General features: G+C 38.4%; 15 protein-coding genes, 1 tRNA gene and 1 rRNA gene. 1 reads left to right on the forward strand and 16 read right to left on the reverse strand.

The features are described 5' to 3' along the window. The 16 genes from BLS02_RS00005 to spoIIE form a co-directional block, all read right to left on the reverse strand. Window positions 1–203 (reverse strand): 16S ribosomal RNA (locus BLS02_RS00005); the annotation flags it as partial. A gap of 445 nt (window positions 204–648) precedes the next feature. Continuing rightward, window positions 649–2,133 (reverse strand): lysine--tRNA ligase, encoded by a 1,485-nt coding sequence (lysS, locus tag BLS02_RS00010; protein WP_092490922.1) that lies wholly within the window; start codon window positions 2,131–2,133, stop codon window positions 649–651. A gap of 338 nt (window positions 2,134–2,471) precedes the next feature. Then, entirely contained in the window at window positions 2,472–2,696 is a 225-nt protein-coding gene (locus tag BLS02_RS00020) for a helix-turn-helix domain-containing protein (protein ID WP_092490924.1), read from the reverse strand. Continuing rightward, on the reverse strand, window positions 2,666–3,178 hold the full coding sequence (gene folK, locus BLS02_RS00025) for a 2-amino-4-hydroxy-6-hydroxymethyldihydropteridine diphosphokinase (RefSeq protein ID WP_092490925.1): 513 nt from the start codon (window positions 3,176–3,178) through the stop codon (window positions 2,666–2,668). Before folK ends, BLS02_RS00020 begins: the two co-directional genes overlap by 31 nt. Next, entirely contained in the window at window positions 3,175–3,540 is a 366-nt protein-coding gene (folB, locus tag BLS02_RS00030; protein ID WP_092490926.1) for a dihydroneopterin aldolase, read from the reverse strand. Before folB ends, folK begins: the two co-directional genes overlap by 4 nt. Next, on the reverse strand, window positions 3,533–4,366 hold the full coding sequence (gene folP / locus BLS02_RS00035; RefSeq protein WP_254788683.1) for a dihydropteroate synthase: 834 nt from the start codon (window positions 4,364–4,366) through the stop codon (window positions 3,533–3,535). Before folP ends, folB begins: the two co-directional genes overlap by 8 nt. A gap of 265 nt (window positions 4,367–4,631) precedes the next feature. Beyond that, window positions 4,632–5,564, reverse strand: a complete 933-nt coding sequence (gene cysK, locus BLS02_RS00040; RefSeq protein WP_092490927.1) for a cysteine synthase A — start codon at window positions 5,562–5,564, stop codon at window positions 4,632–4,634. Window positions 5,565–5,681: 117 nt separating this feature from the next. After that, on the reverse strand, window positions 5,682–6,581 hold the full coding sequence (locus BLS02_RS00045) for a peptidylprolyl isomerase (RefSeq protein WP_092490928.1): 900 nt from the start codon (window positions 6,579–6,581) through the stop codon (window positions 5,682–5,684). A 16-nt stretch (window positions 6,582–6,597) separates the two neighbouring features. After that, the gene (hslO, locus tag BLS02_RS00050; protein ID WP_092490929.1) at window positions 6,598–7,479 is read right to left on the reverse strand and encodes an Hsp33 family molecular chaperone HslO; all 882 of its coding nucleotides are present in this window, start codon (window positions 7,477–7,479) and stop codon (window positions 6,598–6,600) included. A gap of 18 nt (window positions 7,480–7,497) precedes the next feature. Beyond that, window positions 7,498–8,280 (reverse strand): type III pantothenate kinase, encoded by a 783-nt coding sequence (locus BLS02_RS00055; RefSeq protein WP_092492183.1) that lies wholly within the window; start codon window positions 8,278–8,280, stop codon window positions 7,498–7,500. A gap of 297 nt (window positions 8,281–8,577) precedes the next feature. Continuing rightward, window positions 8,578–10,635, reverse strand: coding sequence for an ATP-dependent zinc metalloprotease FtsH (gene ftsH / locus BLS02_RS00060; RefSeq protein WP_092490930.1), 2,058 nt, complete (start codon window positions 10,633–10,635; stop codon window positions 8,578–8,580). Between the two features lie 190 nt (window positions 10,636–10,825). Beyond that, window positions 10,826–11,374, reverse strand: coding sequence for a hypoxanthine phosphoribosyltransferase (gene hpt / locus BLS02_RS00065; protein ID WP_092490931.1), 549 nt, complete (start codon window positions 11,372–11,374; stop codon window positions 10,826–10,828). 10 nt (window positions 11,375–11,384) lie between these two features. Beyond that, on the reverse strand, window positions 11,385–12,779 hold the full coding sequence (gene tilS, locus BLS02_RS00070) for a tRNA lysidine(34) synthetase TilS (protein WP_092490932.1): 1,395 nt from the start codon (window positions 12,777–12,779) through the stop codon (window positions 11,385–11,387). Between the two features lie 89 nt (window positions 12,780–12,868). Next, entirely contained in the window at window positions 12,869–13,807 is a 939-nt protein-coding gene (locus BLS02_RS00075; protein WP_092490933.1) for a protein kinase domain-containing protein, read from the reverse strand. Next, complete coding sequence (locus BLS02_RS00080) at window positions 13,770–14,510, reverse strand: VWA domain-containing protein (protein WP_092490934.1); 741 nt, start codon at window positions 14,508–14,510, stop codon at window positions 13,770–13,772. Before BLS02_RS00080 ends, BLS02_RS00075 begins: the two co-directional genes overlap by 38 nt. Before the next feature lie 378 nt (window positions 14,511–14,888). Then, window positions 14,889–17,339, reverse strand: coding sequence for a stage II sporulation protein E (spoIIE, locus tag BLS02_RS00085; RefSeq protein WP_092490935.1), 2,451 nt, complete (start codon window positions 17,337–17,339; stop codon window positions 14,889–14,891). Between the two features lie 424 nt (window positions 17,340–17,763). On the opposite strand from spoIIE, the gene BLS02_RS00090 reads away from it, so the two are divergent. After that, window positions 17,764–17,837 (forward strand) — tRNA-Met (locus tag BLS02_RS00090). The last annotated feature ends 606 nt before the right edge of the window (window positions 17,838–18,443 follow it).

Below are 18,443 nucleotides of genomic sequence, written 5' to 3' on the forward strand. Positions count from 1 at the left end.
CTGAAAAATGTTATCCGGTATTAGCCCCGGTTTCCCGGGGTTATCCCAGTCTTACAGGTAGGTTGCCCACGTGTTACTCACCCGTCCGCCGCTCGTTCCACAAACTTCACCCCGAAGGGATCCGTCTGCTTCCCGCGCTCGACTTGCATGTATTAGGCACGCCGCCAGCGTTCGTCCTGAGCCAAGATCAAACTCTCCATAAAAGTTAGTTTGAATATGATTGACACCAATCAATCACCTATTGTCTTAGCTTTAAAAATTGAAATCAGGGTTTAAAAGTTTAACTTTTAACCTGTTTTCTTGACATACTGGTTGTTTTGTTCAGTTTTCAAGGAGCAAATTTCATTTCCGCCTCTCAAAATGGCGACTTAATTAATATACCATCTTCCAATAGCAAAGTCAATAATTTTTTAATCTTGTTTTTAAGAAAAATGCAAGAAGAACTCGCTGAAAAGATGATAAGTTTTTGTTGCAGTTATTTAAGCAACGTTTAATAATTTACCATGATTATTACCCTAAATCAATAGGAAATACATAAAAATTATTGGGCATTTTATCCAATCCCGTCACAACAGTGATTTAAAATTAAAAAAGAAGAACAACTCGCACAGAAATTACAGTTATGCCAAGTTGTTCAACTGAATAAGCTTATTGTTTATTACGCATTTGCGGGAATAGAAGTACATCCCGAATTGATTGTGAGTTGGTTAATAGCATAACAAGGCGATCAATGCCAATACCTAGCCCGCCTGTTGGTGGCATACCATATTCCAACGCTTCCAGAAAGTCTTCATCCATTAAGTGTGCTTCATCATTTCCTTCGTCTCTTTCTTTAACTTGTGATTCAAATCTTTCCCGTTGATCAATAGGGTCGTTCAATTCACTAAAGGCATTTGCGTGCTCACGACCGACAATGAATAATTCAAAGCGATCAGTAAACCGTTCGTCTTCCTCATTTCTTTTAGCAAGCGGGGAAATTTCAACCGGGTGTCCATAAATAAATGTCGGCTGGATTAACTCCTCTTCTACTTTTTGTTCAAAGAATTCATTAAGGATATGGCCGAATGTCATGGTATCCTTAATTTGAATACCGTGTTCTTTAGCTAATACCCTTGCATCTTCATCACTCATGTTTTTCCAGAAGTCCGCCCCTGTATATTCTTTTACAGCATCAACCATATGAAGTCTTTTCCATTCAGGTTCAAGACTTACTTCATAGTCCCCATACATTAAAGTTGTGTCACCTAATACTTCTTTTGTAATATGTGCAATTAAATTCTCTGTTAAGGACATGACATCATGAAAATCTGCATATGCTTCATAAAGTTCCATCATCGTAAATTCAGGGTTGTGCCGTGTAGAAACTCCTTCGTTACGAAATACTCGACCAACTTCATATACTTTTTCTAATCCGCCAACAATTAATCGTTTTAGATGTAACTCAATGGCAATACGCATGTATAATGGGATATCCAGTGCATTATGGTGCGTCTCAAATGGACGAGCAGAAGCGCCACCTGGGATACCATGCATCATTGGAGTCTCCACTTCAAGAAATCCTTGTCCATCTAAGTAATGGCGCATCGATTGGATGATCTTACTGCGCAACACAAACGTTTCTCTGCTATCAGGATTTGTTATTAAGTCAAGATAACGTTGACGATAACGTTGTTCAATATCCTTTAGCCCATGATACTTTTCTGGGAGCGGGCGTAAGGATTTCGTTAGTAAGGTGAACTCTGAAGCTTTTACTGAAATCTCACCTACTTTTGTTTTAAACATAACACCGGTAACTCCAACAATATCTCCCATATCGGTTGAATTAAACACTTCATATGCCTCTTCACCAATCATATCTTTGCGAACGTAAATTTGGATTTGTCCACTTAAATCCTGAAGGTGTGCGAAACCAGCTTTTCCTTTTCCGCGTTTTGTCATCACACGCCCGGCAATTGTAACTTTATCTGTCTTTTCTTCTAGCTCTTCTTTAGAAAATTGGTCGTACTTCGAAATTAAATCTTCTGCTGAATCTGTTCGTTCAAATTTCCCACCAAAAGGGTCAACACCTTGTTCCTTATAGGACTGTAATTTTTCACGACGAACTTTCATATGATCATTTAATTCTTCTGACACAACTATCACTCCAATATTTTTTATCGACTGAATACCGACCTCAATATCCCACATTATATACAAGTATATAGAAAAACAAAATTTCTTTCATCTATAGAAACCTTAGTATTCTTTAAAGGGATTCTCATGAAAGCGTATTTTACTTTATTAACCACCAACAAAAAACGCCAGCAAGCAACTGGCAGTTCTTTCGTAGATGCTTTTAAGCTTCCAATATTAAAAGCTTTGCCCGCTCCGAAATCCTTAACTATCAGACGGAAGGCATAATTTGAAAAAACTGCCATGGGAGCTTAGACAACTCTATTCGGTATCGTTACATCACCAATTTGAAATATGAATTATTCCTCCTTGGTGGTTTCATCCGCTTTAGTCAATTCTTTTTTAGTTACAGATAATGTATCAGCTATGTGATCCAATAATTTCTCCGAAGCCTCTTGCTTACCTCGCTCAATGCTACCTAGTGTAATAATAGGGAGATCTAATTTATAAGCTAACTCCACTTGTGTATATCCTTTTAATTTGCGAAATGCTTTTATTCTTCTGCCAAGCCTTTGTTTGTCCATCGCGTTACATCCTTTATGTCGCTTTCAGAGAGTGCTTTTATACAATCCGACACTGTCTTACCACCTTTGTACAACAACAATCCAGGTGCTATCTCATGTAACGGAATAAGCACGAATGCGCGTTCATGCATTCTAGGGTGCGGAATTGTTAAAACGTCTGTTTTTCTATTTTCTTGATTATAGACTAAAATGTCAAGGTCAATTGTTCGGGGTCCGAAGCGTATTAGCTTTTTTCTCCCTAATTGCCTTTCAATGGTTTGACAAAGTTCCAGCAGATCGAAAGCTGATAAAAATGTCTCCAATTCAATCACCATATTCAAAAAATCAGCTTGGTCAGCATAACCAACTGGTGCCGTTTCATATATAGATGATTGTTGATTAATATGAATTTTATTGTCTTTTCGCAGTATTTCTAGCGCTGATGTTAGATATTCTTCCCTAGGTTCAATATTTGTCCCCAAGGCAATGTATGCAGTCTTCATTCCGCTCGCTCCCGAGTGATTTCTACTGCTACTGATTGATAATGACCTGGTATAGGAGGGTCAGGCTTAGTAACTTTCACTGTGCAAGCTTTAAGTAAATTAAATTCATGAAATAAATCCTTGGCAATATCTTCAGCAACAGCTTCAATCAGATTTTTAGGCTTCCCTTCCATTATTCCTTTTACAAGTTCATATACATCTCCATAATTGATTGAGTCATTCATATCATCAGATTTACTTGATTTTTTCAGGTTAAGCATTAGTTGCACATCAACATAAAATCGTTGACCAAGTTTATTTTCTTCCGGAAAAAGGCCGTGATAGCCATAGAAAGCCATTTGATTAATTAAAATTTTATCCAAGGGTTTCCGTCCCCCCTTTTCCGAGCATTGCATCCATCATCTTAGCAAGTTCAACATGCAGTTTTACATTGTGAACTCGGATAATCTGGGTACCTTTGGTGATGCCAAGGCACGTTGTTGCTCCTGTACCATTATCACGTTCTTCTGGTGGTACATCTAAAATTTCACCAATAAATGTTTTACGTGATGTTCCCAATAATATCGGATATCCTAGAACAGCAAATTTCTCCAGATTGTTCATAACGACCAAATTATCTGCTGCAGTTTTAGCAAATCCGACTCCCGGATCAAGAATAATATTTTCATTTGTGACGCCAGCTTTTAAAGCAATATCGATGCTCTCTTGTAAGTCCTGCTTCATATCATCAATAAGTGACGTATAATCCTTGTTTATTCTATTGTGCATCAAAATAATTGGGACATTGTATTCTGCTGCAACTCCAGCTATTTCAGGCTCTCTTTTAGCTCCCCAAACATCGTTTATGATATCTGCACCTGCCTTAACTGCTTGTCTTGCTGTTTCTGCCTTATATGTGTCAATTGAAATCGGAATACTTACCACTTCTTTTACCTTACGAATAACCGGAAAGACACGTTCAAGTTCTTCATCGGCTGATACCGGTTGATGGTTTGGGCGTGTGGATTCCCCGCCTATATCTATAATATCTGCACCTTGCTTCTCCATTGCAACAGCTTGTTCGACTGCCCGGTCTATAGATGTATAACTTCCACCATCTGAAAAAGAATCAGGAGTTACATTCAGTATCCCCATAACATGTGTGCGATTAGCTAAATCATATGTTATTAAGTTCGTTTTTAAATTCAAAGCACAACCTTCTTTCACATCTGATTATTTCGGTTACTATCGTATCATAGCAGAACAAAAGCGCAAGTGTCTGTTCGATTAGGTGCAGGGCATTAAATTCCCTTAATAAAATGTTAAGTATGTTTAAAACTTGGCTTTTCGCCGACCCTTGATGGCGACAGCCTTAGTCGCACTTATGCAGTAAGAAAGTATTTATACTGCTAAATCGAAAAAAGGACTAGCACCTATTTACGGATGCTAACCCTTTCTTCTAAATCACGAAAAATTATTCATCTTCTGTATCGTATTGGTACAATGGTGTTGATAGATAACGTTCACCATTATCAGGAATTACCGCAAGTACTTTTTTGCCTTTACCTAGTTGTTTAGCAACCCTTTTTGCCGCTGCAACTGCTGCACCAGCTGAAATGCCACCTAAAATACCCTCACGTTTTGCGACTTCTCGTGATGTAGCAAAAGCCTCATCATTTGAGATTCGTATAACTTCATCGTATATTTCAGTATTTAGGATCTTAGGTACAAAGCCGGCTCCAAGACCTTGGATTTTATGCGGACCCGGAGATCCACCAGATAGAATAGCGGAATCATCTGGTTCAACTGCATAAACTTTTACGTCATTAAAGTTTTCCTTTAATACTTTACCAGCACCAGTAATTGTCCCACCTGTACCAATACCAGACACAAATGCATCGAGACCCTCACTCATCTGGCTTACGATTTCTTTACCAGTTGTTCGTTCGTGGACCTCTGTATTTGCTTCATTGTTAAATTGTTGAGGCATGAAATAGCCATTTGCGCCTTTTAATTCTTCAGCTTTTTTAATAGCACCTTTCATACCATCGGCCCCAGGTGTTAAAACTAGCTCCGCCCCATAAGCTCTTAATAAGTTACGACGCTCTTTACTCATTGTATCGGGCATTACAAGTACAGATTTATATCCTTTTGCAGCAGCCACCATTGCTAAACCAATTCCTGTATTTCCGCTCGTTGGCTCAATGATTGTGTCGCCTTCTTTTAAAACGCCTTCTTTTTCTGCTGCTTCAACCATTGATAAAGCAATACGGTCTTTTACAGAACTTCCTGGATTCATAAATTCCAATTTTAAATACACATCTGCACTATTATCATCTACGGTACGATTCAATTTTACTATCGGGGTTTCCCCAATCAAGCCAGTTATATTGTCAGCCACTCTCATTACAATTCCTCCTAATTCCTAGTGTTTTTGTAGGATTTAATTATAATGTACGTTTAAATCAAAATAATGTCAACTGAAACGTAAGAAAATCGGTAAAATACCTACATCTAATTTAGCTTATTCTTCATATACCCAATCAATGTCTAATTTATCCCAAAGCGGATCGGCAGTCAGCGTTTGATTAGATTCTCCTAAAGCAAGCTCGCGTTTAATATATGGTTTTATTTCATCGTATTCAAATGTTATAGATGGCAGTTTTTGATGAAGATAAATAATAGCTACACCTGTATCACTCTGAAAAGGATCACTATATGTCTGCTCATCCATTGAAGAGGCTGCTTCCAAGTAGCCCCCAGGTAAGAACTTGCTTTCATTCACGAATAGTCCTAAATATCCTCCGCTAGCTTTAGTTTCTTCATCCGTTGAATATTCTTGGGCCAGTAGATCAAATGATGCACCGTTATCAAGTTCCTTTTTAACCTTTTCAGCCGTTTCAAAATTCGGCACTATAATATGAGAAATTTGCAGTGAAGCTTGAAAATTATATTGATCACCGTACTCGTCAAAGTGTGCTTTAATCTCTTCTTCTGGTATTGAAGAATCAGCTGTTAAAAGTGCACCTAATTGATAACGATATAAGATATCCTCACGCCACTCGTCTTCTTTTTGTTTCATTTCCTCAGCAGACATGGGACTTTGCATAGATGTAAGCAGTGCTATTTCCCTGGCAATAACTTTATCATTTATTTTAATATTTTTTTCATCAGCTAGCTGTTTTACAACCGCTTGATTAATCATTCCCTTTAGTTGTTCTTCCCCATAATTTCCTCGCAAGGATTTCATCCATTGTTCGTATGGAATTTCCTCACCATTAACAGTAGCAACAGGTTTTTTTTGGTCTATTTTTGTATCATTATTGTCGAGGATCACATTCTCATCATTATTCCAAATAAGCAAAGTAGCAACATTTGTGATGAGCAATACCACTATTACTGCCAGTAGAAATTTTTTCTTCATCGGTAACTCCTTTCAACTATATCTTTGTTGATTGTTTAAGTGTTTCTAATTCCTGCTCTGAAAATTGATAAACTTCATTACAGAAATGACATGTCGCTTCTGCACCTTGATCTTCATCAATCATATTTTGGATTTCTTCACTTCCTAATCCAATAATAGCCCGTTGCACGCGATCCTTTGAACATTTACATTGAAACGAGATTGGAAGTTGCTCATGAACCTTGACTTCTTGATCATCAAAAAGACGCTCCAAAATTTGCTCTGGAGAATTTCCTTCCCTAATCAACTTCGAGATATCTGGGAATGTCTGAATTTTTTCCTCAAGCCGAGTAATCATTTCTTCATCAGCTCCTGGCATAACCTGAATGATGAAACCACCTGAAGCTAATATTGTATGGTCTGGATTTACTAATACACCTGCCCCTACAGCAGAAGGAACTTGTTCAGAGTTTGCGAAATAATAAGTGAAGTCTTCACTAATCTCACCAGAAATAATAGGAACTTGCCCGGTAAAATTATCTTTCAACCCTAAATCTTTTACAACACTTATGTTCCCTTGTATTCCAACAGCGCGCGCAACATCCAGTTTACCTTGTTCATTTAAATCAAAGTCAACATGGGGATTTGTGACATATCCACGGACATCTCCATTCGCATTACCATCAGCAACCATGACCCCAAGCGGTCCATCTCCCTCGACTTTTACCGTAATTGAATCATCACCTTTCAGCATTGCACTCATCATTGCAGTAACAGTAATAGTACGCCCTAACGCCGCAGATGCAGTAGCCCATGTATCCTGTCGTCTGCGCGCTTCCTCCACCGTATTGGTTGAGGTTACTGCGTACGCGCGCACCATTCCATTGTAAGTTGTCGCTTTCACTAAATAGTCCTTCATGTTGTATTCAGTCTCCTTTTAGGAATTTTCCTTTTGGATATTTCTCTTATAAATTAAATACAAGCCTTTTAATGTCAAATGCTTATCAACGTAATCGATTGTCTCAGATGCATCTGAAATCAAAGTGGCCAATCCTCCAGTAGCAATCACCTTTGGCTCTGCTTTATTCTCTTGCTTCATACGATTTACTATGCCATCAACCTGTGAAACATATCCATAAAAGACACCTGATTGCATAGCTTCAACAGTCGAGCTTCCGACCACATTATGCGGGGCCTGAATTTCAATTTTAGGGAGCTTCGACGCCTTGCTGTATAATGCCTCCATTGATATATGTATACCTGGTGCAATCAAACCACCCTGATACGCTTTATCTTCATTGATATAACAATAAGTCGTTGCTGTACCGAAATCGATTATTACTAATGGTGAACCGTATTCTTGGATTGCACCTACCGCATTTACAATTCGATCTGCGCCAATTTCTTCAGGGTTTGGGTAAGCCATATCTAAAACCGTGTGTACCGATTCCTTTCCGAGCACTAATGGCTGCAGCTTAAAATACTTTTTACACATTTTTTCAAGCGCGAACATAATTGGGGGTACAACAGAAGAAATGATTACTCCATCTACATCTGTTAATGAAATACTTTCGTGTTCCAGTAAAGATTTAATAAGCATACCAAACTCATCTTCCGTCTTATAACGATCTGTCTTGATACGCCACTCGTGTATTAATTTATCGTTCTCAAAGACACCTAAAACAGTGTTTGTGTTTCCTACGTCGAGCACAAAAAGCATTTCCAACCAAACCTTCCCGCTGCAGTTATTTTCTATCTTATTAATATACCATAATTCTGTAATGCAATAAAAAGCCTACGAACTTATATTCAAAACATTGGCAGGATGTGATTGGACTAATTCAGTTACCGCCTAATCTATTCAATCTTCATCCACCTTTTTCAGTATGCTAAACAGCTTAGAAAACTTGGGCATATCGCCAAGCCTTAGTTGCACTTATGCAGTAAGAAAGATTTTATACTTGTTAACTGCAAAAAACAACCTCTCATTTTCATGAGAGGCTGTATGATAGAGAACTTATTGTTTTTTATCATCCGAAGAAGTATTTGTATCATTATCTTCTTTTTCTTCTTCGCGTTCACTTTTTTTCTTTTCTTCTGCTTTTTGTTTAGCTTCTTCAAAAGTCTCTGGTGTTACATCGTCATCGTTTTTAGATTGGATATTTACTTTCATATCGCTATCTTCTTCTGGGGACTTTGTTTCATCTGCTTCTTTAACTTCAACTGTCTTAGCTTCATTGTCATCCTCTTCAGGTTCAGGAAGTACACCATCTTCAAATAGTCCTTTGATTTGTTTTGCATCCAGGGTTTCTACATCAAGAAGTGTTTTAGCAACTAGCTCAAGCTTATCTTTATTTTCAGTTAGAATTGTTTTTGCACGGTCATAGCAATAATTGATAAAGTTTTGCATTTCCTGGTCGATTTCATGTGCGATCGCATCACTATAATTCTGATCGTTTTGAATATCACGGCCAAGGAATACTTCACCACCGCCACTTGTAAATTGAAGTGGACCAATTTTATCACTCATACCATATTCAGTAATCATTTTACGAGCAATAGCTGTTGCACGCTGGAAGTCATTTGACGCACCAGTACTTACCTCACCAAAGATAATTTCTTCTGATACACGACCACCTAAGAGGCCGGTAATCTTATCAAATAACTCCGGCTTCGTCATAAAGTAACGATCCTCTTTTGGCAGCATAACTGCGTATCCGCCAGCTTGCCCACGTGGTACTATCGTAACCTTGTGTACCAAGTCTGCATCGTCTAATACCATTCCGATTATTGTGTGTCCACTCTCATGGTAAGCAACAATATTTCGCTCTTTAGGTGAAATAACTCTGCTCTTCTTAGCTGGACCGGCAATAACACGGTCGATAGCTTCATCAACAGCCAACATGTCAATTTTAGTTTGGTCATGACGCGCTGCAACTAATGCAGCTTCGTTTAATAGATTTTCCAAATCAGCACCAGAAAATCCTGGTGTGCGCATTGCAATTGTTTTAAGATCCACCGTACTATCCAATGGTTTATCTTTAGCGTGTACTTCTAACACTTCTTCACGGCCTTTAACATCTGGGCGGTCTACCGTTATTTGACGGTCAAATCGTCCCGGACGTAACAATGCCGGGTCAAGAATGTCTGGGCGGTTTGTTGCAGCAATCATGATAATTCCTTCATTTGCTCCAAAACCATCCATTTCAACTAATAACTGGTTCAAGGTTTGTTCACGTTCATCGTGTCCACCACCAAGACCAGCACCACGCTGACGTCCAACTGCATCAATCTCATCGATAAATATAATACATGGTGCATTTTTCTTCGCATTTTCAAACAAGTCACGTACACGTGAAGCACCTACACCTACAAACATCTCAACGAAATCAGAACCACTGATTGAGAAGAATGGTGTCCCCGCTTCACCCGCAACTGCACGTGCAAGTAATGTTTTACCTGTACCTGGAGGTCCTACCAGTAGTACACCTTTAGGAATACGTGCACCGACAGCTGTAAATTTACGCGGATCCTTCAGAAAGTCAACAACTTCAACAAGTTCTTGCTTTTCTTCATCTGCACCGGCTACGTCTTTAAAGCGGACTTTTTTCTTATCTTCAGTATACATTTTCGCTTTACTCTTACCAAAGTTCATGACGCGTCCGCCGCCGCCACCTTGAGCCTGGCTTAGAATAAAGAAGAAAAATAACCCTAATATTAGAAATGGAATCATCGTCGTTAGAAAAGTTACCCATCCGCTTGGCTGTTCCTCTTCTTTCACATTAAGTACACTTTGCTCAGTGGCTTGTTGTGTAATATTCGAGACAATTTCCGTATTATCAGGAATTTGAGCGACAAACTGTTCTCCTCCACCCAATTCACCAGTAATGCGTATTATTCCATTTGATGGCTGCATCGTCATTTCTTCGATGTCACCACTATTTAATACATTTGTAAATTCTTGCACATCATATTCTGTTGCTTCATCATTTTGTCCATTAAATACCCCTATAACGCCTATAACGACTAAGAATATGAGTAAATAAAAGATCACATTACGAAATATCCGATTCATTACTTACCTCCTCCCAAGCGGGAAAAACTACAAACAATATTACCATAGGAAAAAGTGCTAATACAACTAATTCCACTTACGTTTTAATATTAATTTAAGCCTGCTTCATCCATATTCCATACCGTGTAGCATATACGGAATTTATTACATTTTTGTGAAGAATATATCCCTATTGTGCCTGGCATTATTTTTATGATTCTTCTCCTCCATATATTTTCGGTTTTAACACCCCAATATACGGTAAGTTGCGATATTTCTCTTCATAATCCAATCCATAGCCTACTACAAATTCATTTGGTACTTCAAATCCAATAATATCTGCTTTAATATGTGCGGTTCTACCAGAAGGCTTATCAAGTAAAGTGACAATTTTAATTGATTTAGCTTTACGATATTTAAATAAATCGACTAAATAACTTAGTGTAAGGCCACTATCGATAATATCTTCTATAATTAATAAATCCCGACCTTCTACCTTCGTATTTAAATCTTTTTCAATTTTCACCTCACCGGATGAACGCATTTTGCCACCATAGCTTGATACATCCATAAAGTCCATTTCCAGGTGTGTTTCTGTACGGCGCAGAATATCTGACATAAATGGCATAGCACCTTTTAAAACGCCGATGGCTAACGGAAACTTACCGTCATATTCTTCAGTAAGCTGTTTACCAAGTTCTGCGCATTTTACCGAGATTTCTTCTTCTGTAATCAATACTTTTTCAATATCGTTATGCATGTTGCCCCTCCTACACATTACCTGTATCGTAATTTAATTGAATATATGTGCCTTCTTTTGCTTGTATTGGTGGTTGTCCTTTTTTTAAGCCAATCAGCCATAATATTTCTCCATCATCATCAGTTAACACTGGCCATGTATCTCGTTTACCAAGCGGGATTTTAGCATCAATAAAAATATCTTTAACCTTTTTACTTCCTTCTAACCCTCTCCAGCTCATTCGATCACCATTTTGACGTGTCCTTATATGTAAGGGCAATGCGACACTAGCTTTATTACATATGTATTCAGTGTCGCTATTCGAATCGGGGCAACCCGTATAATTGGCAGTTACCGTTATACCATTTGGTAACTTTACTTCACCTGGAATATCTACAATTTTATGATAAGAAACAGGATGGGATTGGTCATTTGAGAAGCAAAATACCGCTTTTTGATATATTTTCCTGAGCTTTAAACTGTCGGGAAAATCAATCTGGACATTACCACTATCACTTTCCAACAACGCAAAAAATTGTTCCTCGTGCACATATGATAAATTTTTAGGCAATTCTTTATATAGATAGTTTAATATTAGATGAAAGGCTCGCCTTTGTAAAGAACGCGGGCTTGTTTTAAATGAGTCAATAGTAAAGGATGCCTCTTTATCCGAATCCGTAAACACAACAAGATCATTGACCAATTTGGCTGCTTCACCTGCCAGAAATTGTTCATCCTCTTGAAGTGACTGACTTAGGTACTGTGTTGTTGTATGTATATTACTGTTTTTCTCTTTTAGTATTGGGAGCAATTCTTTTCTGAAATAATTCCTAGTATAGGCTGTTTGTTCGTTAGATGGATCTCTACGTGGGTCAATCCTGTTTTTGCTACAGTAGTCTTCAATTTCATCTTTCGTAACACACAAGAAAGGGCGAATAATCTCACCTGTCACAAATGACCGGTTTAACGGAATACCTGCCAATGACTTTGTAGTGGCTGACCGTACTAATCCCATCAGCATCGTTTCAACTTGATCATCACCGTGGTGCCCCAGTGCTAAGTAATCAGCATTAAACTCACTCATTTGTTTCGCAAAGAATTCATATCGTACCTCCCGAGCGGCAACCTGAGTTCCAACCTGTTTCTCCAGTTTATACGACGGAACATTCAAAGAGGCCCCAATAAATTGTACGCCCCATTTTTCACAAATATGTTTAACAAAATCAAGGTCATCTCTTGATTCGTCGCCTCTTAGCTGATGATCAACAGACAATACAATAAGTTTCAAATTCCATTTTTCCTGGATTGACTGAAAATAGTGTAGAAGTGCCATCGAGTCAGGGCCACCGGAAACACCAAGCAGGACGGTCGAATTATTTTTAAGCAATTGATTTTTTTTTATAAATGCATTAACTTTACTAATCATTGCTTGCCCATCTCCATGAATAAACTAATTTAATACCCCTTTTATCCTACCATAAAAACGCATCCTAACAAAGAGCAATACTACGTACCTCAAAGTAATAGTATCGATGAAAGGTAATAAAATAATGCAATTAGAAAAATTCCACCAGCTTCTACGAAAGAGGTGCCTTTAGATACTGATTTACCCGCTCTTCTTTTAGATTTTCTTGAGCTTTTTATAGCCTGTAATGTCTTTGTTATTTCGTTCTTCATCTGTCCGCTTGTCTTGTATTTGCCAAGTAGTGCATCTTTAAGACAATTTCGATACATACGTAACTGCTTTACATCATCTAGCCTTTTAAAAAGTGTTGATTTTGGCTGTGAGCCCTTATCAAATCTTTTGGGATAGTATATGTTTAAAAATACCATAACAAAAGCAAATAAATCATAGCTTGGTTCCGCACGTCTTGAACCAAACCCCCAGTAACCCCGGTCATAAAACTCTGTATATTCCTTAATCGCTCTGCCGATTTGTGTTGTGCCGCCAACATCAATCCAGCGAACCTTTGGCGGCGATGATAGGACAATAAGATTCTCTGTTTTAAAATCCCCAAATACCCATCCTGCCTGATGCAGGCGCTCTAAATCGTCTAGTAATTGCAGCATAAACACACCGATCCATTCATCGCCATTACGGTTAATAAAGCTTGACAGGGTTTCTCCATGTAAATATTCCATAACATAAAAAGCATACTTTGTATTTTGCGCAAACTCCCAATCATCCACATCCAATAAACAAGGCCCAAGACGATTCCCTTGGACCTTCTTCAACGATTTCAAAACGTTTACTTCCATTGTCATTGATGTGCTTTTATCACTTATTTTCAATGCAACTTGCTTACCATTCCTATCACAGAGATAAACTGATCCAACTGCACCTTGACCAAGCTTCTTTTTAATTACATAACGATGCTTATGCCACTTTCCACTTATAATTGTTCCTGGCTTAATATCAATTCCATGCTTCTTCCATGCCTGGTTCATCTTCATCCCTCAAGCTCCTTAGCAATCCTTTCTTTCCAAACTGATACATCGCTTCACGTATAGCAGGTCCAGTAGGCGTAATTCCTCCACTGCTTAGCTTTGGAAATACTGTCGATATTGAATCAAGCTTTGGCGACCAGTCGAATACTTTTTGAATATCCTTTCGTTTGCCTGGAAAACTAAAAATACAGAATCGATTCCTTCCAATTCGTGCATTTAAACTTATCGAAAGGTCAATTAGAGCCTCTTTTACTGTTGGAAGCTTATCATGCATGCTCGCACTTGTATCAACTAACACGAGAACTTCCAAATCACACGTTTCACCCATATCCTCCACAACCTCCATAATCTCCCCGCGTTTTTCCGGTTCGATATCCTCGAGATTCTGATTTGGACCTAAAATTTGCTTTAATTCCTGATTAACAAATCCTTGTAAAGTTTGTGTCATTGCTTGTTTTGTAACCATTTGTACTGTCTGTGATAGTGACTGTTTATAGACGAGTTGACTTACACCGCCACCAGAAAGCGCAATATCTTCAACTTCCTCCAACCCTTCTGGCTGCTCAGTCTGATCATCATCTAAAATACCAATCACATTAACCGTCACACCTTGCTGATGTGCCAGTGCAGCAGTTGCGGCTGGATCCTCACCCTTATTAGAGCAACCATCCGTTATCAATAGAATCTGTTTTAGTGTTCCTTTTTTCACTTAACATACCTCCCAGCTAATCCACTACCATCATCGCCAACATCGTTTAAAAATATACGTTTACTCCTTGAAATGGGGATACTGCTGACCAGGCGGATCCTCATTCCGTTATTCATTACAAATCCCTCATTTAGGGCATGTTTTAGGATCCTCATTCCGTTATTTGTCTTTTTAACCTTATATTTCGTTGATTTTTCGCTATTAGCGGAATGAGGATCCGTTTCACCCCCCTTAGAACACTAAATCTGCCGTTTAGTGGAACGAGGATTCACATTGCTGACTTTTATTTGTATTTCGCAATGCACTTTGCAAACATGCTACCTTCTTAACTGCTAAAAAACTGATACTCCGTTAGAGTACCAGTTTTTTTAGCATCCGTTATTGCGCTTTTTCGGTGTAAGTTGGTATCGAAGCCCATTGTGGTGTATTTTTAACTATTTTAGCAGCAACCACCGTCATATCATCTTCAATTGCTCCCGACCTTGTTCGGACAACCTCCTCAAGTAGTAAATCTGCTATTTCCTGAGGATCATCCGTCTTCATTTCACGAATTTTCCGCTTCAACCAAACATCCGTATTTTCAATATGTTTTGGCCCATCAAATATACCGTCGCTCATCATAATTAAAATATCTTCTGATTTTAATTGCTCACCAACGATATCAACGTCAAATTCCTGTATAATCCCCATTGGCAGATTACTCGCTTCCACCTTGATCATTTCTTCCCCACGTTTGATAAAACTTGGAGTCGAGCCAATTTTTAAGAAACGAACAAATGCATTGTGCATATTTATAACAGCCAAATCTAATGTTGCAAACATCTCATCGGTAGTTCGCAGTGCAAGGATTGAGTTGATTGATTTGATCGCAACTTTTTCCGGAATTCCAGTTTGTAAAATTTGCTGGAGGAGCCGTAACGTTTCTTTACTTTCTTCACTTGCACGTTGGCCATTACCCATACCATCGCTAATAGCCATTGCATATTTTCCGGCACCAAGTTCTATAGTTGTATAGCTATCTCCTGAAATAAGCCCTCCGCCTTTGGCAGCATTGGCAATGCCAGTATCAATTACATATTCTTTGGCAGATCCAAATGCCAGATAGCAGTAGCCATTTGGGAATGGTGAAACCTCTTCTTGCTTAACAATAATCATTTCGTTTAATATATCGGATAATACAGGCGCAATTATTTTTGCCCCTTCACCATGATAATCATAAAAAGATAGCGTCATTTCAATATCTACATTTCCTTTATCCAACTGATAAATATCCAGCTTCTCTAAATCAATACCCATATGCTTGAGCGTATGGATGATTTGCATTTCCTGTTTTTCATGATGCTGACGTTCCTTAAGGATTTCGTTAGCAAAATCCTCCATGACTTCCGAAACCCCTTGAAGCTGGTCAGCGACAAAGCGCTTGCTTTCAATCACCTGTTTCTTTAATTTTTTATTTGCTTCAAACGATGATATTTCTTCTTTCATTACGTCAATTACTTTTTTTGATTTTACACAATGGTTTTCAAATTCCCGAGTTGATTTATGACTTGGTTCTTTACCTTCTGCAAGATCATCCTTCAGATTTTCCATTAGAGAGTAAGTCTTATCAAACTGCTTCTCCCAGCAGCGATCTTTCATAAAGCAGGACTGACACGTTTTCTCGGTAACCTGACTTAAAAAATAATCTGTCTCACGCTTGTCTTGAATATCTTCTTCCTTAAATTCCTCAGATGAGGTAAAACTTTTTGAAAGCGCTTCAAATACATCGGAGAATTGCTCAACCCGCTTAGCGGTAACATTACGAACTTTTTGCAAGTATTGTTCTTGTTCATTTGTATGTTCTTCAGTTCCTGGAATATAACGTGATAGTTTCTTAAACCAGCTTGCCGGTGTCAAAATAAAGAATAAAATTGCAATGGATGTCTCGATAAGAGAAGGTACTATTGTCCCAACATCTACATAAATGCCCACTAGAAATGTCCCAACTAAAAGTCCAATGCTTACCCCAATCTTATTTCCTTCTTTCAATAATCCGCCTAACAACCCTGAAAAGGCAAGCAAGCTCATTTGGTAGAGATTTGCTACATTTGCCAGCGACAAGATAAGCCCAGCTACTACCCCTACAGTTGACCCAATTGCCGCACCTCCAACAAATGCGAGTAACAATACAAAGTAACGGGAAAATATTTGCTCAACTGAGGCGTCATAAAATGACCATCCTATTGTTCCTGTCAATATCGATGCAAGCAAGATAATCATGCAAACAATTTCTTCATTTTTTAACGCAGGTTTATATCTATTTGGTGATAATAATGGAATACTCTGCATAAAGATTAGTACAAGGACAGCTCCAAGTACTCCTTCAACAACTATGAGCATCCATTCATACGATGAAAGCTGATCTGTAGCAGAATACACAAAAAGCCTTGGACCTAAAGTGGAGAAGAACACAAATAGCGGAATATAGACTTGCTGTTTTTTGGCATGTTTAAATAATGCTGCCAAAAAAATAAAAACAATCATTGCTAACGCAATAAAAACCCCATGAACAAGTGAAAAGCTTAATGATCCAGCCAGGACTGCAAGCATTACTTTCGCTGCCTTGTCCTTATGTATAAACCAAATGGTTGCCAAAAAAGCAACAGCAAATGGTGAGACAACTGATAATATGATAGCTCGTCCCAATAAAAAACCAACTATATAGAACAGCCATCCTTTTTCGAATAATAATGATGTAGCATGCGAAGACATCCACTTACGAAACCTTTGTAGCAGGTTTTTATTTACGCCGATTGCGTCGGATTCCAACCTTGGAATTGAATCCATCATAGAATACCACTCCCTCTTTCAAACATTAAATCACACTATGCATTGTTTTTTTGTCAAAATAAGAGAGCAAGTTTAAAAAATCGTTCGACTGTATTCTATATGGACAAGCGGTATTCTACATAACCTTCCGTATTCTGTTTACTATTGTCTAAAGATTAGAAACTTAGCTTATCGCCAAGCCTTAGTTGCACATATGCACTAAGAAAGTATTTATACTTTATTAACTGTCCATAAAATATAAGATCCTTTGTCTATATCTTTCCAGTTGGTTTAACAGTATCTCGTGTCGTTTCTCAATAAAATCACCTTATCACGTATTTACTTAATAATTCTTAATAAAAAACGACAAACTCCTCCCTTTTTCCAAAATTACTCATTGACACATATATAACCCTGTTGTATTATATCACTTGTGATTCATTTTGGCGGCGTAGCTCAGCTGGCGAGAGCGTACGGTTCATACCCGTGAGGTCGTGGGTTCGATCCCCTCCGCCGCTATCCTTAATAATAAAGACCTGCAGAAGTGTTAAAAACACTTAACTGCAGGTCTTTTTTTGTTAGGCTCGTTTCGTAAATTATTGTTGAATTTTCAGGCAATGAAGCTTATATTAACTCTTTCAAATTTCGCAACATAAATTGAACGCAAAAACCTTGAAGGAATAAGAAAGGCTGAAGATACACTACTTGAGTTGAATTTCTTTCACATCTATAGAATAAGCTCAAACAGCTATCTTGATAATCCCAGACCATTTTTAATTGTTGCCTTGACAACATTGATGAAAGTTTGTACACATAAAAATATAAACTGCGAAGTACTTTTTAAAAAGTTTGAGTGCTATTATACCGCTCCGGAAATACACTTCGCGCACCTAGGGCCTGATGAGCCTCCTTGCTCCTACGTCGCTGCGTAGTCTCATCTTGGCCTCAGCTCCCACAGGAGTCTACGTGTATTTCCTCCGCTGTTGACTCGAGTATGAATCGCTATAGTATAAATGTGTAACAGCACTACACTAGTCCGGGTGAGCGGAGGGCGGTGACTCCTGCGGGAATAGCACGTGTCCGAAGACCCCGCAGAGTGGTTTTCGCAACGGAGGCTAAGGCCGT

Origin of the sequence: Virgibacillus salinus (assembly GCF_900102415.1) — a bacterium.
Lineage (GTDB): Bacteria > Bacillota > Bacilli > Bacillales > Amphibacillaceae > Lentibacillus > Lentibacillus subterraneus.

Coding starts and splice junctions, on each gene's coding strand:
- BLS02_RS00020 (WP_092490924.1), bottom strand. CDS start 2,696: ATGGACAAACAAAGGCTTGGCAGAAGAATAAAAGCATTTCGCAAATTA.
- folK (WP_092490925.1), bottom strand. CDS start 3,178: ATGAAGACTGCATACATTGCCTTGGGGACAAATATTGAACCTAGGGAA.
- cysK (WP_092490927.1), bottom strand. CDS start 5,564: ATGAGAGTGGCTGACAATATAACTGGCTTGATTGGGGAAACCCCGATA.
- BLS02_RS00045 (WP_092490928.1), bottom strand. CDS start 6,581: ATGAAGAAAAAATTTCTACTGGCAGTAATAGTGGTATTGCTCATCACA.
- hslO (WP_092490929.1), bottom strand. CDS start 7,479: ATGAAGGACTATTTAGTGAAAGCGACAACTTACAATGGAATGGTGCGC.
- BLS02_RS00055 (WP_092492183.1), bottom strand. CDS start 8,280: ATGCTTTTTGTGCTCGACGTAGGAAACACAAACACTGTTTTAGGTGTC.
- ftsH (WP_092490930.1), bottom strand. CDS start 10,635: ATGAATCGGATATTTCGTAATGTGATCTTTTATTTACTCATATTCTTA.
- hpt (WP_092490931.1), bottom strand. CDS start 11,374: ATGCATAACGATATTGAAAAAGTATTGATTACAGAAGAAGAAATCTCG.
- tilS (WP_092490932.1), bottom strand. CDS start 12,779: ATGATTAGTAAAGTTAATGCATTTATAAAAAAAAATCAATTGCTTAAA.
- BLS02_RS00075 (WP_092490933.1), bottom strand. CDS start 13,807: ATGAAGATGAACCAGGCATGGAAGAAGCATGGAATTGATATTAAGCCA.
- spoIIE (WP_092490935.1), bottom strand. CDS start 17,339: ATGATGGATTCAATTCCAAGGTTGGAATCCGACGCAATCGGCGTAAAT.